This window comes from Erwinia sp. 198, assembly GCF_003937915.1.
Lineage (GTDB): Bacteria > Pseudomonadota > Gammaproteobacteria > Enterobacterales > Enterobacteriaceae > Erwinia > Erwinia aeris.
Map to the genome: position 1 here is coordinate 1 of NZ_RHUM01000004.1, position 17051 is coordinate 17051.

The 17051-nt window shown below is 53.4% G+C and carries 21 protein-coding genes and 1 riboswitch; of the genes, 12 read left to right on the top strand and 9 right to left on the bottom strand.

The features are described from left to right. The coding region (locus EGK14_RS21565; RefSeq protein ID WP_255416520.1) for a flagellin at positions 1 to 508 on the top strand (508 nt) is incomplete at its 5' end. Positions 509 to 608: 100 nt separating this feature from the next. On the opposite strand, the gene EGK14_RS06760 is transcribed toward EGK14_RS21565, so the two are convergent. Beyond that, entirely contained in the window at positions 609 to 842 is a 234-nt protein-coding gene (locus EGK14_RS06760; protein ID WP_125288333.1) for a hypothetical protein, read from the bottom strand. 174 nt (positions 843 to 1016) lie between these two features. Here EGK14_RS06760 and EGK14_RS21735 point away from each other — a divergent pair, with 174 nt between their 5' ends. The 6 genes from EGK14_RS21735 (at position 1017) to EGK14_RS06785 (ending at position 6192) form a co-directional block, all read left to right on the top strand. Further along, positions 1017 to 1142, top strand: coding sequence for a hypothetical protein (locus tag EGK14_RS21735; protein ID WP_255416521.1), 126 nt, complete (start codon positions 1017 to 1019; stop codon positions 1140 to 1142). A 97-nt stretch (positions 1143 to 1239) separates the two neighbouring features. Further along, positions 1240 to 1440 (top strand): hypothetical protein, encoded by a 201-nt coding sequence (locus tag EGK14_RS06765; protein WP_125288334.1) that lies wholly within the window; start codon positions 1240 to 1242, stop codon positions 1438 to 1440. A 235-nt stretch (positions 1441 to 1675) separates the two neighbouring features. Next, the gene (locus tag EGK14_RS06770; protein WP_125288335.1) at positions 1676 to 2350 is read left to right on the top strand and encodes a hypothetical protein; all 675 of its coding nucleotides are present in this window, start codon (positions 1676 to 1678) and stop codon (positions 2348 to 2350) included. Between the two features lie 101 nt (positions 2351 to 2451). Then, complete coding sequence (locus EGK14_RS06775) at positions 2452 to 3912, top strand: sugar porter family MFS transporter (protein ID WP_255416530.1); 1461 nt, start codon at positions 2452 to 2454, stop codon at positions 3910 to 3912. A gap of 378 nt (positions 3913 to 4290) precedes the next feature. Beyond that, positions 4291 to 5580, top strand: coding sequence for an MFS transporter (locus EGK14_RS06780; RefSeq protein WP_125288337.1), 1290 nt, complete (start codon positions 4291 to 4293; stop codon positions 5578 to 5580). Positions 5581 to 5895: 315 nt separating this feature from the next. Continuing rightward, positions 5896 to 6192, top strand: a complete 297-nt coding sequence (locus EGK14_RS06785; RefSeq protein ID WP_125288338.1) for a hypothetical protein — start codon at positions 5896 to 5898, stop codon at positions 6190 to 6192. Between the two features lie 25 nt (positions 6193 to 6217). Here the strand turns inward: EGK14_RS06785 and EGK14_RS06790 are convergent, their stop codons facing one another. After that, complete coding sequence (locus EGK14_RS06790; protein ID WP_125288339.1) at positions 6218 to 7261, bottom strand: FUSC family protein; 1044 nt, start codon at positions 7259 to 7261, stop codon at positions 6218 to 6220. A 163-nt stretch (positions 7262 to 7424) separates the two neighbouring features. After that, a riboswitch (Fluoride riboswitch) is annotated at positions 7425 to 7498 on the top strand. Positions 7499 to 7567: 69 nt separating this feature from the next. Here EGK14_RS06790 and crcB point away from each other — a divergent pair. Beyond that, a complete protein-coding gene (gene crcB, locus EGK14_RS06795) occupies positions 7568 to 7948 on the top strand; it encodes a fluoride efflux transporter CrcB (RefSeq protein ID WP_125288621.1) in 381 nt (126 codons plus the stop codon). Between the two features lie 50 nt (positions 7949 to 7998). On the opposite strand, the gene EGK14_RS06800 is transcribed toward crcB, so the two are convergent. Together EGK14_RS06800 and EGK14_RS06805 are read right to left on the bottom strand one after the other, a co-directional pair. Next, positions 7999 to 8781 (bottom strand): hypothetical protein, encoded by a 783-nt coding sequence (locus EGK14_RS06800; RefSeq protein ID WP_125288340.1) that lies wholly within the window; start codon positions 8779 to 8781, stop codon positions 7999 to 8001. Between the two features lie 86 nt (positions 8782 to 8867). Then, a complete protein-coding gene (locus EGK14_RS06805; RefSeq protein WP_125288341.1) occupies positions 8868 to 10316 on the bottom strand; it encodes a sugar porter family MFS transporter in 1449 nt (482 codons plus the stop codon). A gap of 267 nt (positions 10317 to 10583) precedes the next feature. Here EGK14_RS06805 and iraP point away from each other — a divergent pair, with 267 nt between their 5' ends. Both iraP and EGK14_RS06815 read left to right on the top strand, forming a co-directional pair. Then, positions 10584 to 10874 (top strand): anti-adapter protein IraP, encoded by a 291-nt coding sequence (iraP, locus tag EGK14_RS06810; RefSeq protein ID WP_125288622.1) that lies wholly within the window; start codon positions 10584 to 10586, stop codon positions 10872 to 10874. Between the two features lie 20 nt (positions 10875 to 10894). After that, the gene (locus tag EGK14_RS06815; RefSeq protein WP_199746393.1) at positions 10895 to 11371 is read left to right on the top strand and encodes a nuclear transport factor 2 family protein; all 477 of its coding nucleotides are present in this window, start codon (positions 10895 to 10897) and stop codon (positions 11369 to 11371) included. A 183-nt stretch (positions 11372 to 11554) separates the two neighbouring features. On the opposite strand, the gene EGK14_RS06820 is transcribed toward EGK14_RS06815, so the two are convergent. Both EGK14_RS06820 and yjbE read right to left on the bottom strand, forming a co-directional pair. Further along, entirely contained in the window at positions 11555 to 11758 is a 204-nt protein-coding gene (locus EGK14_RS06820) for a hypothetical protein (RefSeq protein WP_125288343.1), read from the bottom strand. Positions 11759 to 11923: 165 nt separating this feature from the next. Continuing rightward, positions 11924 to 12181: an exopolysaccharide production protein YjbE gene (yjbE, locus tag EGK14_RS06825; protein ID WP_125288344.1), complete on the bottom strand. Its 258-nt coding sequence runs from the start codon at positions 12179 to 12181 to the stop codon at positions 11924 to 11926. A 573-nt stretch (positions 12182 to 12754) separates the two neighbouring features. Between yjbE and EGK14_RS06830 the strand changes: the two genes are divergently transcribed. Further along, complete coding sequence (locus tag EGK14_RS06830) at positions 12755 to 12985, top strand: hypothetical protein (RefSeq protein ID WP_125288345.1); 231 nt, start codon at positions 12755 to 12757, stop codon at positions 12983 to 12985. 148 nt (positions 12986 to 13133) lie between these two features. Here the strand turns inward: EGK14_RS06830 and EGK14_RS06835 are convergent, their stop codons facing one another. Both EGK14_RS06835 and EGK14_RS06840 read right to left on the bottom strand, forming a co-directional pair. Then, positions 13134 to 14150, bottom strand: a complete 1017-nt coding sequence (locus EGK14_RS06835; RefSeq protein ID WP_125288346.1) for an acyltransferase — start codon at positions 14148 to 14150, stop codon at positions 13134 to 13136. 199 nt (positions 14151 to 14349) lie between these two features. Continuing rightward, on the bottom strand, positions 14350 to 14601 hold the full coding sequence (locus EGK14_RS06840; RefSeq protein ID WP_125288347.1) for a hypothetical protein: 252 nt from the start codon (positions 14599 to 14601) through the stop codon (positions 14350 to 14352). Between the two features lie 649 nt (positions 14602 to 15250). On the opposite strand from EGK14_RS06840, the gene EGK14_RS06845 reads away from it, so the two are divergent. Next, positions 15251 to 15445 (top strand): hypothetical protein, encoded by a 195-nt coding sequence (locus tag EGK14_RS06845; protein WP_125288348.1) that lies wholly within the window; start codon positions 15251 to 15253, stop codon positions 15443 to 15445. 34 nt (positions 15446 to 15479) lie between these two features. Here the strand turns inward: EGK14_RS06845 and EGK14_RS06850 are convergent, their stop codons facing one another. Beyond that, positions 15480 to 17051: an ABC transporter substrate-binding protein gene (locus EGK14_RS06850; RefSeq protein ID WP_125288349.1), complete on the bottom strand. Its 1572-nt coding sequence runs from the start codon at positions 17049 to 17051 to the stop codon at positions 15480 to 15482.

Below are 17051 nucleotides of genomic sequence, written 5' to 3' on the forward strand. Positions count from 1 at the left end.
CACCAACAGCGCCGACGATATCGACTCAATCCAGAAAGAAGTTGACGCGCGTCTGTCTGAAATCAACCGTATCGGTAAAGCTTCTACCTTCAACGGCACGGCGATTTTTGATACTACCGGCAGCGTAAAAATTCAGGTTGGCGCCAACGACGCTTCCGACGCTAACGTGATCAACATCGACCTGTCAGGCGCAGGCTTCCAGACTTCTGGCCTGGGCGCAACCTTCAGCGTGACCGGCGGCGACCTGTCTGACCTGGACGCGCGTATCAAGAGCGTCGATACCGCACGTAGCGGCCTGGGTGCGATTCAGAACCGTTTTGAGTCCACCATCAACAACCTGAACACCTCTGTGACCAACCTGACCGCGTCACAGTCACGTATCCAGGATGCTGACTACGCAACTGAAGTTTCTAACATGTCGAAGGCGCAGATCCTTCAGCAGGCTGGTACCTCCGTGCTGTCAAAAGCCAACCAGGTTCCACAGGGCGTGCTGTCTCTGCTGCAGTAAGTCTTACGCTACAGGACAAAACCCGGCTCAGGCCGGGTTTTTTTATGCATCAAAAAGGTTATGACACGCTTACATCCAAATAGCCGTACGGCTACAGCACTTATTTGTGGGTAAAAATAAAATGCTGTGGCACTTCATCGCTCAAAATATAATCTTCCTCACCTAATCGTTCGGATTCAAAATTAAATGTTTCCTGTAGTGCGCCGCTGAACAGCGCCGTGCTTTGCTCGGTTTTGGCAATAATTAGCGTTTTATCAAGGCCGCCGCCGGTCTGCGTTTCGCTGTATTCGGCCGGAAAGGTTAAATTGCCATACTTGACCGTCATTTTTTCCATTATTTTCCCCTTAAAGCGTTAACCAGTAAAAATTCAGCGTCATAACCTGTTAAAACCTTAGAGCAGCCTGGTTAAAAAGTCACCATGCCACGGGTTCGCCTTTCCGCCTTTCGGGACTCAGATCTTAAAATTGCGTTTATACTTATATTTCATTCGCTATTCAGGAGGTCACCTATGTTCATTTCTCATGCTACCGATCCGCGTTTTTCCGGTTTGCAGAATTGGATCGAAAAAGATCCCAAAGAGCAGAAAGACAGCCCGGATGATGCGCCAGAATCGGGCGACAAGCTCCCCGAATAAATCGCCGCGGGTTTTGTCGGATCTGTGATGCAGCGCGGGATCGGTTTGGTGCCAGCTTCTATAGTTAACTGACCCATATGGGGTGATGGAGGTGGCTATGTCTGAACGTCCGGATTACCAGGAACCGGTTCCTGATGACGCTGAATATCCAGCCGATGATGACCATGAAGATATTCCCGAAGGCAGCGATGAACTCGTCGATCCGCTGGAAGATGACGAAGAAATCGATGCGCCGCTGGAGGATGACGATCTCGATGATGAAGAAGAGGACGACGAGGATCGCCAGGAGGATGTCTGATTGAACCCGTGTCGTGAGCCGCCTCCGGAAACTGAGGCGGCTCGCTTTATTGTGCCTTACGCTGAGGCGATCCCTGCGGAAAGGGCAATAAAGAGCCGGCCTGGAGCATTATTAAAAGCAACGTGCTGGCAATCTTTAATAACAAAGAGCCGCTGGCATTGCCTAGTCGCTGTTTGCCCTTTCTCTCCCGCTGCTTCTACACTGGCATGCTTAACAGCGAACGGGGGAACACAGGGTGGAAGAGAAAAGCCTTACGCAAATCTATCATCAGCGCTCGCAGGAAACGCTGCACATCTGGCGCAATCCAACAACGGCTAAAGCGTACAGCGGCTTTTATCCGGAAAATCTAAAAGCCATCGCCACCGGTATTCAACCCGCGTTGACCCAGCCGATAAGCACGTTGCTGGCAGAGCTGCGGGAGGTGGTGCTGGACGATCCGCTTGCCGATATCATGCAGCCTGACCATTTTCATCTGACCTTTCTGGCCGTTACGCCTTCTTGTTACGATCAACGCCATCAGCCTGAGGGCGTCGAGGGACTAACGCGAATTGCCGCGGCGCACTGCCTGGAAAAAGAGCTTGTCGTCCGCGAGCTGCGGCTGGTGGCTTTGCCTAATCAATTACTTATCGCCGGTATAGCGAATGCGGCGGATATCGCCAGAAGAGAAGCTTTCTGGCAGGCGTTGCAGCATTCCGACTATGCGGGCCTGCTAAAAGAAAGGTATAGCGGCAGCGCCCGGCCACCGACATTCTGGCACAGCACGCTGCTGCGCTATAACGCTGCGGTTTTGCCCGAACGCCTACAGCAGTTTTTTAAAGCGCGTATGAATCAGCGATATGGCGAAATTACCGGCACTATCCAGCTACGTCTGGTGACCTATAACTGGTCGCAAACCGCCGCGCTGTCCTGAGCATGGCGCAGAGGAATGCGATCGTCATCACAACTTCGTGCGCCACAGCCATTTTATCCATGCCTGTGGACTTTTTAACATAACCTCCGGCCTGCGCGAGTCTGTATGTTACCGGCAGACAGGATAAAACCGGGGTTAAAAATATGTCTTCGATCAATAACAGTATGGTGCTGCCGCAGGCGCAGAAAAATAAAGTCCGGCGGATGAATCTCTTTATTTCCTTTTCGGCAGGTCTGGCCGGGCTGCTGTTCGGGCTGGATATCGGTGTGATTTCGGGGGCGCTGCCGTTTATTACCCAGCACTTTACGCTCGACAGCCATGAGCAGGAGTGGGTAGTCAGCAGCATGATGCTGGGCGCGGCAATTGGCGCCATCTGTAACGGCTGGGTGTCGCATCGGCTGGGAAGGAAATATAGCCTGATGGCGGGCGCACTGCTGTTTATCGTCGGTTCGCTGGGATCGGCGCTGGCAGTCAATCTGGAAGTTCTGCTCGCTTTTCGCGTGCTGTTAGGCATCGCCGTCGGCATCGCTTCCTATACTGCGCCGCTTTATCTTTCTGAGATGGCGACGGAAAATATTCGTGGCAAGATGATAAGCACCTATCAGCTGATGATCACCTTCGGCATTCTGCTGGCATTTTTATCGGATACGGCCTTCAGCTACAGCGGCAACTGGCGTGCCATGCTGGGTATTCTGGCGCTGCCCGCCGTTTTGCTGTTTGTGATGGTGATCTTCCTGCCCAACAGCCCGCGCTGGCTGGCGGCGAAAGGCCTGCATGTGGAGGCGGAAGAGGTGCTGCGGATGCTGCGCGATACGTCCGATAAGGCCAGGCAGGAGCTGAACGAGATCCGCGAAAGCCTGAAAATGAAGCAGGGCGGGCTGTCGCTGTTTCGCAAAAACAGCAATGTCCGCCGCGCCGTGTTTCTCGGCATGCTGTTGCAGGGAATGCAGCAGTTTACCGGCATGAATATCATCATGTATTACGCGCCGCAGATTTTTAAAATGGCGGGATTCCAGAGTACTCAGCAACAGATGATGGCGACGGTGGTCGTTGGCGTCACCTTTATGCTGGCGACCTTTATTGCGGTCTTCACTGTCGATAAGGCGGGCCGCAAACCTATTTTGAAAATCGGTTTCTCTGTGATGGCCTTTGCCACACTGATCCTCGGCTATTGCCTGATGAAAGTGGGGCAGGGCGAAGCCACCATGAACCTCTCCTGGGTGGCGGTCGGCATGACTATGCTTTGTATTGCAGGCTACGCGATGAGCGCTGCGCCGGTGGTGTGGATCCTCTGTTCGGAAATCCAGCCGTTAAAGTGCCGCGACTTTGGTATCACCTGTTCCACTACCACTAACTGGGTAGCGAACATGATTATCGGCGCGACCTTCCTGACCCTGCTGGGCAGCATCGGCGCGGCGGGCACCTTCTGGCTTTATACCGGCTTTAATCTGGTATTTATTGTAATCACCTTCCTGCTGGTGCCGGAAACCAAAAACATTACGCTGGAACATATCGAAAAGAATCTGATGGCAGGGAAAAAACTGCGGGATTTGGGGCAGTAATGCTGCTGCTACGTTAAAAGGTGTTGGCCCTGAGCCGACCAGGCTCAGGGCCAACAAATAGTGCTTATGCATTATTTATTGCGCGGTAAAGAATTACTAATCTGATTAAATAATCAGCCATAAAGATTGCGTTAAAGGTGAGAGTAATATATTCCCATTTGCTTTGTATTTGCTCACCGAACGGTGCAATTCAATGTTTCTGCTGAAGAAAATAATTGTCACTCCGCCTTTTTCTTGATTATTACAATGGCCTCGTCACAAGCTACGTGTTGTTTTTTGTCTGTTTTTCTGCCAGTTAAGCTTGCTGCCACGGCAAAAGCACGACTACCTTTTACAGTGCAGGTTTGCTTTTGTGGAATAAAAAAGACAGGAAGCGCAATGAAGAAAGTTCTCGGCACCTTTTTACCTTTATACAGCACCACGCTGCTGATGCTGTTGGGTTCCGGCCTGCTGACCACCTATGTTTCCCTGCGTCTGGCGCAGGAACAGGTTAGCGGCAGCCTGATCGGCGGTATTATCGCAGCCAACTACATCGGCCTGGTCATTGGCGGCAAAGTAGGGCATAACCTGATCGCGCGCGTAGGGCATATTCGCGCCTATGTCTCCTGCGCAGGCATCATTACGGCTTCCGTGCTGGGACACGGGCTGACGGAATGGCTGCCTGCCTGGATAGGCCTGCGGCTGATTATCGGCCTGTGCATGATGTGCCAGTATATGGTGCTGGAAAGCTGGCTGAATGACCAGGCGGAGCCGGGCCAGCGCGGTTTGATTTTTGGTTTCTATATGGTCGCCACCTATCTGGGACTGTCGTCCGGCCAGATTATCCTGATGACCCAGGCGGCAACCGGTAGCGCAAGCCTGCTGATTGTGGCGCTTTGCTTCGCGCTTTGCCTGGTGCCTATTGCGCTTACCACCCGTACCAACGCGCAGCCAATGTCGCCCGCGCCGATGGAGCTGGGCTATTTTTTTCGCGCGATCCCTCGCATCCTGCTGATTACGCTGGCGACCGGCATGGCCGTTGGCGCGTTTTACGGCATGGCCCCCGTTTACGCCAGCCAGCTTGGGTTTACCACGCAGCAAACCGGCTTGTTTATGGCCATTACGATTTTCGCCGGGCTGGTGTCGCAATTCCCTTTGAGCTGGCTCTCCGATCGTTTTAACCGCCATCGTCTGCTTTGCGGCACCGCGCTGTTTTATTCGCTGACGGCGCTGTTACTGACGCTGCCGCTGCATTTCACGTTCATCTGGGTGACCGGTGCGGCATCCATCACCAGCATGATGCAGTTCTCGCTTTACCCGCTGGTGGTGGCGATGGCCAACGACAGCGTGGCCCCGGAAAGGCGCGTTTCGCTGACCGCCTGCCTGCTGATGGCATTCGGCGTTGGTGCCTGCATCGGACCGATGATCACCGGCGCCCTGATGCAGCCGCTGGGCGGACACATGCTCTATCTGTTTTTCGCGCTTTGTGGCGTAATAATTGCGGTAATGAGCTGGCACCGTAGCGAAATCCAGCAGGAAAATGCCGAAAATCCTACGCCGCATGTCGCCGTACCGGACAGCCTGGCCAGTTCACCGCTGGCCGTCGCGCTGAATCCCTCGCTGGATGAAGAAGAAATTCAGGCGGCAATGGTTAACAGCGAGGAAGAGCAGGCCGAAGCGACTTCCTGAAAGCGCTAATCCACGGGCGGTGCCCCGGCATCGCCTTATTGGGATTAATTTTTATATGGAGTTTTTAAGTTAATAAAATCCGTTAATTTTGGAATAAAATAGTATTTATCTTTCCTGATGTATTACTAATAAAAAATATTACCAGCGGTTAACTATTGGAAGGGTGTTCTTAAGTATTTTATGTAATTAAAATAGAGCTTTTGAAAGTTAGTTGTTGAAATTTAAAGTACTGTCTTTTTGTTTAAAATTGATTGTGGCAGATCCCCTGTTGCGGAAATAATAAATGGATAGTTAATTTAGCCGCTATATTTTATAGTGGCGCTGTTTCTGACAGAGATAAGGAGCGTCAATGGGAAAATATTTATCAGTTCGCGGAAAGGTCTGGCTGATGATTGTGCTGGGCTGTCTGATATTCTGGATACTGTTGCTGCTGTGGGGGATAGCTTAATGACTACGCTTCCTGAAAAATCATGCCTGAAGGGCTGGAAAATGAATCAGCGACAGCGCCGTTTTCTGGAATCTTTCTTTCCTGAGGAAGAGAAAAAACCAAAACCCGCCGCAGAGGAACCCATTTTGCACACGGCTGAAAAACGCTCTGCAGCAAAGCGGTAAGCTCCAGCCGGAAAGGGCACCCTGTTCAGGCCGATTTACGCCGTCGCAGCAGGATCTGTTTGCGGGTAAACAGACGGGTCATCACCAGGGCAAACAGCGCGAACAGGCCGCCAATAGCGGTGGTTTCCAGACGATGAGTAGCAACAACAATTTGCGACGTTCCCAGACTGGCAATCATAAACACCACCATCATGGTAACGATAAAGGCAAATACGAAATAGGATTTCGCTATCAGCGAATAGGACCAGGTAAAGGCGGCGTAGCCAAACAGCATAAATCCGCCGATCAGATAAAGCGGAGAGTCACACAGATCGATAAGCGCCGCCGCCGCAATACTGCCCATCAGCGTGCCTGATACGCGTGCGCGCACCCGCGACAGCGAATCCCGATAGTTGTTACGCAGACAGATTAACAGCGTCATGCCCGCCCAATAGCCGTTTTTAAGATGAAAAAATTCCACGCCGGAGAGCGCCAGCCCCATCGCCATTAGCGCAAAGAAAACCGACCATTGCAGATGGATTTTGTGTTTATATTTGCCGGTTGTGACGCGTAAAAAACGCAGCCAGGCGCGCGGATAAACGTCTTTCAGATAAAAAGGGTAGCGGCGGAACACCAGATAGAGGAAAAACATCTGGATCAGGCCGCCAGCACCAACCAGCATAGCCCTGTCGGCGGCGTGTTCCGGCGAACCGGCAAAATAACCGGAGACCAGCCAGGCAATCGACCATTGCAACAGCATCCACCATGCACTGTCATCCACGTTTGCCATCGTCACGTAAACGGCCGCATAAAGCATCGCTCCGGCAATATAGAGCGGCGTGACGTTGCCCGCCAGACAGCCCAGTCCGGAAGAGAGCGCCACCCCCAGCGTGGTGGTGAAAAGCAGTGAAAAAGAAGAGCCGCCCCAGGTTTTATTGGCGCCGAACGCCAGCGTCAGCGCGCCGCTGGCAACCAGGCCTGCTGCCTGCACCTGTCCGAAGGTAAAGCCGCTCAGATAAATAACGAGCAGCGCCGGCAGGCAACACAGGCCCAGCAGTAAGTCATGTCGCGGCAGGGGAATTAAACGCATGCGGTAGCCAAATGTCCTTGTAGCCAATAACGAAAGAAAGCATAGCGCAGCCTGGCCGATCTGCTGTAAATTCTAATAAATTCATGGGAATGCTGCTGATGCCGTCGCCGGGGCCGTGGCCGGGCCGCAGGCTTGCAAAAGTTCACGCGACTGATTACGCTCAATGGCCCGAGGCGATGGTGTGCCGCCTTTCCCAACCGCCCTGGCTTATAAGGGGCTGATGACACCTGACAACGCTCTCTTTTAACCAGGAGGACTGCGTGTCGGGCTTCTTACGCAATCCTCGTCATTCTATTGAGGAAGATGATGTTTAAACCTCTGCTCGCTGTGATTATCGGCGGTTCGGCCGGCTGCGTTATTCGCTGGCTGCTGGCCGTCCGTCTTAACTCGCTGTTTCCAAATCTGCCGCCGGGTACGCTGCTGGTGAATCTGCTGGGCGGATTTATTATCGGCGCGGCGATGGCGTGGTTTTTACGTAATCCGCAGCTTGATCCTGCCTGGAAACTGCTGATCACTACCGGCCTGTGCGGCGGCATGACTACGTTTTCCACCTTTTCGCTGGAAATCGTTACGCTGATGCAGGCGGGAAACTATCTGTGGGCGATGGTTTCCGTATTAACGCACGTGGTTGGTTCGCTGCTGATGACCTTCGCCGGCTTCTGGCTTATCACTTTAATGATGGGCTGATGGGCTGATGGGCTGATGGGCTGATGGGGCGCACCAGCCCGAAAACCGCATCACTGCGGCGGCTGTTCCTCATCCTCGTCGCTATCGAAAGCTAACGCGCTGGCGCTGGCGGCATCAAACAGCGACAGGCTCTCTATTTGACTGAGCAGAATAACTTTACGGAACGCCATCGCGGACTTCGGTTCCGAATCCAGCGTAATATTATGCTCCGCATACCACTTGCTGTAGTTGTGCTCTACGCATAAATTCAGCGTCTTGCCGTCACGATAGCCGCTCAGCATCGGGATCAGCACGATATTAGCGGTATTCTCGATTTCATAGGAAGCCGTGTGGATCATACCTATATAGATGCGGCGCGATTTCAGCGTCACCCAGGCCAGCTCGCCTTCTTCCATGCACTGAAACAGAATGCCTTCAACGCCGTTAGAGCGCGAGAGTTCTTTATAGAGCTTTTTACGCCCCTTGCTGTTCAGCCTGGCGCTGCCGGACCAGTTAGAGCGGTAAAGACAAAATGCGACGGCAAAAGAGAGCATCACCACAACTGGCGCCTGGATGCCGAGAAAGCTCCAGTTCATAAATTCCATTTGCCAGTTGTGGTGATGACCGCCCGTAAGCTCAGGCATGATGTTCAGCAGAGTGGAGCAGGCGAGCAGAACGAGCCAGATTAGCCCGGTGGCAATCACGCCCTGCAAGACAAAAATACAGCCGTAAAGGGCGACCAGAAAGTAGACGTCCCAGCCAAAAGAACGCTTGATTTTAAAGCGGGTAGAAAGGTCGCGGCTGGTATACCAGTAGCCGCAAACCATCAAAACCATAAATATCGCCGTTCCCATTTCAGGCCTCTTTATTTGTTTACCTGCCCTGCAGGCTCAGAAAGTTTCCTTTGTCAGAAAGTTGTGCGCCGTCCCTGGCGCCTCGATTAGTTGTCCGTTTGCGGTACAGGATCGTCCTGGAGATGCTTTTTAAAGTGCTTCTCGATCTGTTCCAGCGTTTTCCCCTTCGTTTCCGGCGCGAACAGCACCGCGAAGATGCCGCCAGCGATACCGATAGCGGCAAAGGCAAAGAAGGTATTGGTCAGGCCGAATTTTTCCAGCAGCGTTGGGAAAAGAAACGCGATGGAGAAATTAGTCATCTGCATGGCAAAAACCGAGATGCCGTTAGCCATGCCACGGATACGCATCGGGAACATTTCCGACAGCAGCAGCCAGGTGACCGGCGACAGCGCGCCCTGCTGGAAGCAGAGGAAAATCAGCATGCCGGCCAGCACCAGATAGCTGCGCAGCACGTCCGGGTGACCATCAACCGTTTCCGGCATCAGCCAGGTCAGCAGCCCAATCGCCAGCAGCGTGCAGGTACAGCCGATCTGGCCGGTCAGCAGCAGCGGACGACGGCCAAAGCGGCTTAGCAACATAATCCCCACGAAAGTCATAATCACGGAAATGACGCCGTTAGCGATGGTTGCCAGCAGCGAGGCGTTAGTGCCCAGGCCGGTCGCCTGCAGCATAGTCGGCGCATAGAACATAATAGTATTTACGCCGGAGAGCTGTTGCAGCATCGCCACGCCAATACCCAGCGCCACCAGGCGCTTCATCCAGGTCGAAATCGTTTTTTTACGACGGGCGTTTTTCTCGCTTTTCGAGGTCATCGATTTACGGATCTCGCCCATCTCTTTCTCTACCATGCGCGAATGGCGGGTGCGCTCCAGCACGTCGCGCGCCTCACGATAGCGGCCGTGCATCGCATACCAGCGAGGCGTATCCGGCAGGAACAGCATTCCGACCCACAGCACAACTGCCGGGACGCAGGCTACGCCCAGCATCCAGCGCCAGGTGGTTTCACCGCCCCAGACCTCGTTTATCGCGGCGTTACTGGTATAGGCGATCAGCTGGCCAGAAACAATCATCAGCTCCTGAAGCGTCACGAACTGCCAGCGGCGATTGGCCGGCACGATTTCCGCGATATACACGGGAACAATAGCCGCCGCGCCGCCTACGGCCAGGCCGAGGATAAAGCGGAAGCCGATCATCATCTCCACGTTTGGCGCGGTGGCGCAGCCCAGCGAACCGGCCATAAAGATCACCGCCATCACCAGGATGACTTTTTTACGACCGAAGCGATCTGCCACGCGCCCGGCGAAGATGGCGCCGATGGCGGAACCCAGAATTAAGAAGCTGGTGACCATCCCGGTGGTCAATGACGTTAAATGCAGGTCATGCTTCATAAAAAGCAGGGCGCCCGCAATTACCCCGGTATCATAGCCGAACAGTAAACCGCCAAGCGTCGCGATAAACGCGATCACTTTTACCAGGGGTTCGGTCGGGGTACTCGTTTGAGTGCCGGCTGTCCCGCCGTTTGATGTCTGATTCACAAGTTACTCCCTTGCCAACGTTATTATTGTGATAATGATGTGATAAGCATCACAGGATTAAATCTACTCCACGCCGGGCATTTAGCCAGGCGAAACGGGAAATATAATTGCTTTTTCCCAGGGAAAATGGACATCTTGCTTATAAAACGCGCTAAAAAGGAAGAAAGTGGATCAGAATGCAACAGAAGGTGCAGCCAGCGGCGTTTCAGTTTGCTCGTCTCTGAGCGTAATGGTAATTTCTGGAATAATTTATTGCGGGGAGTAATGATGAAGCAGCTGGTTATCGATATCTTAATGAAGATGGCTAAAATTGAAGTTGATGCGAAAGAGCTGACGGCGCAGGTGGAAGCACAGTCGCTGCTGGTGGCGGCGCTGGTGCTGACGGCGGGGAAAGGCGACGGCGCATCGACAATTTCAGACAATATTCAAAACGCCATTGTGGCGGCCACGACATCCGGCGAAAGCTTTTTGCAGTCGGATATCGATCTGTTGTTAACCCATATTAATCGACTGCTGGCGGTTACGCGCTACGTCGATGAAAAAACTGAGGCACAGTAGCCTCGCCGCGAGGAAAAATGATGGCTGAACAGGAACGTCGTTTGCCGCTTCCGCCTTTTACGCGTGAAACGGCAGCAGAGAAGGTGCGCCTGGCGGAAGACGGCTGGAACAGTCGCGATCCGCAAAAAGTGGCGCTGGCCTATACGATGGATACGCAATGGCGCAATCGGGCAGAGTTTATTCATGGTCGCCAGGAGGCAGAGGCTTTTCTGAGGCGTAAATGGGCGCGCGAGCTGGAGTATCGCCTGATTAAAGAGCTGTGGGCTTTTACAGACAACCGCATCGCGGTGCGCTATGCCTACGAGTGGCGTGATGATTCCGGCAACTGGTTCCGCTCTTACGGCAATGAAAACTGGGCGTTTGATGACAATGGCCTGATGACCACGCGCTATGCCTGTCTTAACGACCTGCCTGTCAGGGAAAGCGAGCGTAAATTTCACTGGCCGCTGGGTCGTCGGCCGGATGACCATCCCGGTCTGAGCGAGCTGGGGCTCTAGCGTCAAGGCAAACCAGAAGCGGGCAGCCTGTACCAGACCGTCTGCTTCCGGGCCGTTCTGAGCAAACTTTCTGACGTTTGACGGGCATCGTACAGAAGCGCAACCAATAACCTGCTCAGTCAGCATCATGGCTTTTGAAGAGCCATCTTCATCTTTGTCACTGAACGCTCAAGAAAGACTGTCTCAGGGGTTTATATCCATCGTTTCGCTGCCATGGTTACGATAGACCTCGCCGCACAGCAATACCGCGGAAGGGCGGCGCTCATGAATACGCTCTGCCATGCGCTCACAGGATGCACGCGTCGGGAAAATATGCTCGGACACCGGTAAAGCGTCGCAGGCGTCGTGACCGCAGGCGCTAACCAGCAAAACGAAGCCGATTAACATTGTTCCCTCCCTAATAAAACCAAATCAGTCCCAAAGTATAGGCGAAAAGCGAGGCGGCCGACGAATGTCAGCTGACGATGCGGTACAGCCACGGGGTTAAAAAGCGAAGTGGACATTAACAAAAAGCCGGCCCTGTATGGCTAAAAGGCCGGCTGCATAACAAGATTAATGCGCCGTGGTGGAGGTGGTCGTTGTGGTGGTCCCGGTGTTGGAACCGTCGCCGCCACCGCCCATGGTCGCCAGAGCGATACCGAGCAGCGCGCCGACCGCGCCGACGCCAACGGCGTTGGAGTTACCGTCAGAAAGCGTGGTGGCTTCACTGCCGGCGGCGACGCCTGCGGCGGCGGCTGGTGCTGGTGCGGCAAAAGCGGCATGGCTGCCCGTCATCATCAGGAACAAAGCCAGCGCGGTGATTTTTTTCATTATTTTTATCCTCAGGCGTTATACAGGTGTTGTTGGCGGAAAGCTTAGTTTTAATCCTTTATGTTGCAAATAGCCGTAAAACAGCCCTTTTGCTTATTTTCTGTTTAAGAATGGCGTAAACAGATCCAGCAATTAACAGAGTGTGGAAAGTAAAAGAGGCTGGCACAGAAAGCGTTAAATCCGGCAGGCAGCAGACAGAGCGAGGTGAGCCGATAAAACTACAGAATAATCTTAATGTCCCGGACGGCGAGAAAACGATCGGGTCTGGCCATAAATAAGATCCGCTTAATACCAGAGGTTTGGCGCATTTTTAAGAATAAACGACGGCGTAAAATCTTCGATGTTAATCGCTGTTGCGACTTAAGGTAAATTTCGGCCCGAAAAGATGTGTGCTGATATTATTTCTCGTTAGTAAGTATGACCAAAAGATGACGGGGAACGGCTCAGTGACTGATTTCATTACAAAAAGATAAAAATAGCGACAGCAGAACGATAACCAGTTTAAAAGACTGAGAGATGGCAATCTCCCCAGCGTCTGCCAGACTTAAAATTTACCGGCAACAGGAGGAGACGATGAGTACAGATCACGATCTACTGGCTTCGAGCGATGAAGAGGTATGCACCATTATTGGTAAAGCGGTGGTTGACCTGAGCATAACAGGACAGCCTGTTAATAAAGCCACGCTGGCGCTTAAGCTGTTGGCGATGGCGGATCAGGACAGTGATGAAGAGCGAATTTTACTCTACTGGATTGCGCGTAGAGCAATCAATCAGCCACACAGGTTTGCCGCAGCCAGTTACTGACGGTCCGTGGCGCACCGGTAGTTTGCCGGAAGAACGGCCGCTTTTCGAGGCGGCCGTTCTTACTGCTTCAGGCGATCGGGCAAGACGACGTACCCGGGGGATATCGCGCCATCAGCCAATGCGGAGCGCGATAGGGGCCGTCGGCTCATCAGGTGATACGACGTATCCAGGGGATCTGCCGCAGTAGCCAGGTAATAGCGGCGGAAACAGCGAAGCAGGCCAGCGCGACGGCCGGAATAGTCAGCGCGGATGAATATCCTTCAAATTCGATATGCAACAGATGCAGCAGCGACTCCAGCACCATCAGGTGCACAAAGAAAATCCCCAGGCTCAGCCGGGATAGCTCATGGATAAGCCGTATGGCGCGCCTGCTGTAGTGGAAGGGCGCATTCAGCAGCATAAAGAAGCAGGCCAGCGAAACCACCACCAGCGTCGGCGCGGAATAAAACAGAAAAATGGCGTTGGGCGCAAAAGTGCTGATTGAAAGCGAGTAGGTCATTACTGCCGTTAGCACCGCAGACAGAATAAAGATAATGCCTGAAATCACGACCTTAGGATTGATATCAAAACGCCTCGCCACGCCGCCGATAATATAAAAACCGGACAGGTACACCACCATATCAATATTGCTGGGGGCGGGAATAGCGTGGCCTTCGAGCAAGTTCGCCTTGACGTTATCAAACAGCATATACACTGAAGCCAGCACAAACCAGACGGTAACGGTGTAATTAACACGCTGCTGGCTACCATTTTGAATAAAGGTATTCAGCAACGGCGTCACCAGATAAAGCAGGATCATTGTATAGACAAACCACATATGCGGATAGGCGGGCGTGCTCAGCAGCTCCAGCAGGCTGACCGGTGAAGTATCCGCGTTAACTTGTTTATTATAAATAATATAAATAACGGACCAGACAACCAGCGGGATCACCAGATCCAGCACGCGCGTTTTTAGCGTACTGAGCAGCGACTCATTTTTATTAAGCGAAACGTAGCCGGCAATCAGTAAGAAAAGGGGGAAGGCGATGCGCCCGAGCGCTTCATACATCACGGACACTGACCAGGCCAGATGGAAATAGCTGAAAGGAACGGCCGCCGTATGGAGCAAAACAACCAGATAGGTGGCAACCAGCGTCAGCAGCTTAATATTCATTTTTTTCAACACTTAACTCCTTGTCAGGAAGCGTAATCAGACGCGAGCAGTCAGATTATAGCCATTCGGCTAAAGGTAACATACTCCGTCGTACAGACGTATCTCCGGACAGGAAAAAAGCGTTCAGGTTTGACGCCTGGCCGCCCCGGTGGTTAGCGTAGCAGGGCAAAGCCGATCGGGCATGATGCGTTGCCGCCTCGCCGTTAACCTGTCAGGGCAAAGCCGATCGGGCGTGGTGCGTCGCCGCCTCAATAGTTAGGGTACCGGGGCAAAGCTGGTCAGGCTTGACGAGACGGTATTCTGCCTGGCCCTGGTGGATATACATGCAGGCGCGTCCTGCGGATCCGCCATCCTGCTCCTGAGAGAGCGTCAGCGTGACCTGCTGCGCCAGCGCGTTCAGCGGCAGCAACACGGCAAAAAGCGCTGGCACGGCCAGAGTAAGAAAAGTATTTGATCCATTCATTATAAACAGCCAGAAGTTAATAGAAGAGGCCCGGCTCTGCTTTTGCGGGGCACTGCCAGTCATAAGCTATGACGGTAGCGTCCCGACACGGCGACCTGCAAGCTTTCACGCATAATATCGGACGAAGCCTGGTCAAATCAGCTGGAAAACTCTTAATATAACTGGAGTCAAACCTTTTGCCGGTTTTACAGGGAAAGTGCACTAAATATCAAGAGGTTTTGATCGTCAGGAAAACAAGTTATTTTCTTTTCAGGGCCAGCATAATGTGGAACAAGATGAGAAGAGAGGGAATTTGGCTTAGAGGGAAAAATTGCCTCGGGAAGTGGGAAACCCTACTGCACTTCCTGAGGCTATGCAAATGCATAATACGTTACGCACGGGAATGTAGACTTTTTTAACGTCTTGTACAAGTTTTATTTAGGGTTGTACAACTTTTCGTTAATGCATAGTTATGCAGTGGCAATAAACGTTACGTCTGAAGGATCGCGCGAGAGAGGATCGCGATCGATCGGGATCGAAAAAGCGGGTGGCAACGCGTGTCAGTAGCAACAACCGCAAGCCGATACGGCGCTGGAAACAGAGAAAATATTCTGCCGAAAAGGACGAAAGTTGTTAAAATTACTCTTTACTCTTTTTCATGGAAGCCGCTATGTCATCAGAAATCGCTCATCCTTCAAGCAGCCCTAAACAGGCCGCGCTCCAGCTGGTTATTGAACTGGTTCGCGCCGGTAAACTCAGTCCGTTACAGGGCGATGCGTCGAACATGATCTCTATTTACGAGCAGTTTAAAACGCATTTTGAGTCCGATAAGCACAAGCACTCTGCCGACTCCGCTATCTCCTGATATCCCGGCGGGCGGTAAGCCGCCCGCTTCGCGCTTAACTCTTACTGACGCGGTCGTAGTAAAGCATACTCACGCCAATGCTCTGACGGGCGCCCTGTACGTTGCTGCGCAATCCGACCAGCTTCTGCCCCTGAAGCGTCACTACGTAAGGCGAATCCTGCTGGATCTGCGTTTGCAGCTGCTGATAAAGCGCGCTGCGCTTTTGTGCGTCGCTCTCGGCCGCTGCGGCCCGCGTCTCCTGGCTCAGCTGCGGGATGGCCCAACCCAGTCGCCAGGCCAGGGTTTTCGGCCCGCCCGGCACGTTGTAGGCAAAGGCGCTGGCGTTGGTGTTGGGATCGATATAGTCCGCGCCCCAGTAGATAAAGATCGACTGAAAATCCCGCCCGCGCATTTTCCCCCACAGCTCGGCTTCCGCCACCGGCTGAATAGCCAGCTCAATATCCGCTTTGGCAAAGCTGGCCTGTAACGCCTGCGCCACGTCGGTGTAAGGCGGTTGGTTAACGATAGTCAACGAAAAGCGGGTGCCAGGCTTAATGCCGCCCTGCGATAAAATTGCTTTAGCCTTTGCCAGATCGTAATGAAAGGGCTGGTTTTCCAGCGCGCCGTCGAAACCCTGCGGCAGAAAGCTTTGATGCACCTGATATTGCCCTTTCAGCAGCTGCTGCGAAATAGCCTGATAGTCGACCAGCCAGCGCGCCGCCTGCCACAGCGCCGGATTGCCTAAGGCGGGCTGCTGCTTATCCCGGGTATTGAAACCCAGATAGTAGACAAGGCTGGAAGGGAAGCTGGCGACGGTGACGCCCGGCTGGTTTTTCAGCGCCGCGAACTGATCTGCCCCTAAATCATAGGCGACGTCCGCATCGCCCTGTTGCAGCAGCAGACGACGCGAACCGGCATCAGCCACGCCCTTCAGGATGACTCTTTTTAGCTTCGGTGCCGGGACGGCGTGCGTGTTTTCCTCCAGCACCAGCGCCTGCTGCGGCACAAAGTTGCGAATGCCATAGGCGCCGCTGCCGGCGGAGTGCGTACGCAGCCAGCCGTTGCCGTAATCGTTGCCGCTGGCATGCTGTATGGCCAGCCTGCGGTCAATGATGGAAGCCACAGGCGCGGTCAGCAAACGCAGCGCCAGATCGCGGCCGATAGCGGCAGGCCACCGGATTTCCACCTGACTGTCGCTGTGGCGGATCAGCTGCTGGTCTATGTTCTCCGGCGTCCAGCCGAACCCGGCCAGGATAAACGAAGGCGTTTTATTCAGCTTCACTACGCGGCTCAGCGACCAGATAATATCGTCAACGGTAACCGGATTACCGCTGGCGAAGGTCGCGCCCGGCTTCAGGGTAAAGAGCAGGCTGTGTTCGCTGCCGCCCGGCTGCCAAGCTGTCGCCAGCTGTGGCGCCAGTTTAGTTGGATCGTCGCGATTGGCATCGACCAGCTTCTGATAGAGATTGATCAAACTGCTGGTGCTGACGGTTTCAAAGCTTTCCGCCGGATCGAAGCTGATGATGCCGTCCAGCGGAACGGCTACGATCAGCGTGTCGGCGGGCGTAGCGGCGTAAGCCTGCGCGGCGAACAGGCTGGCAAAAAGAGCAGAGGCAATCTTGCGCAT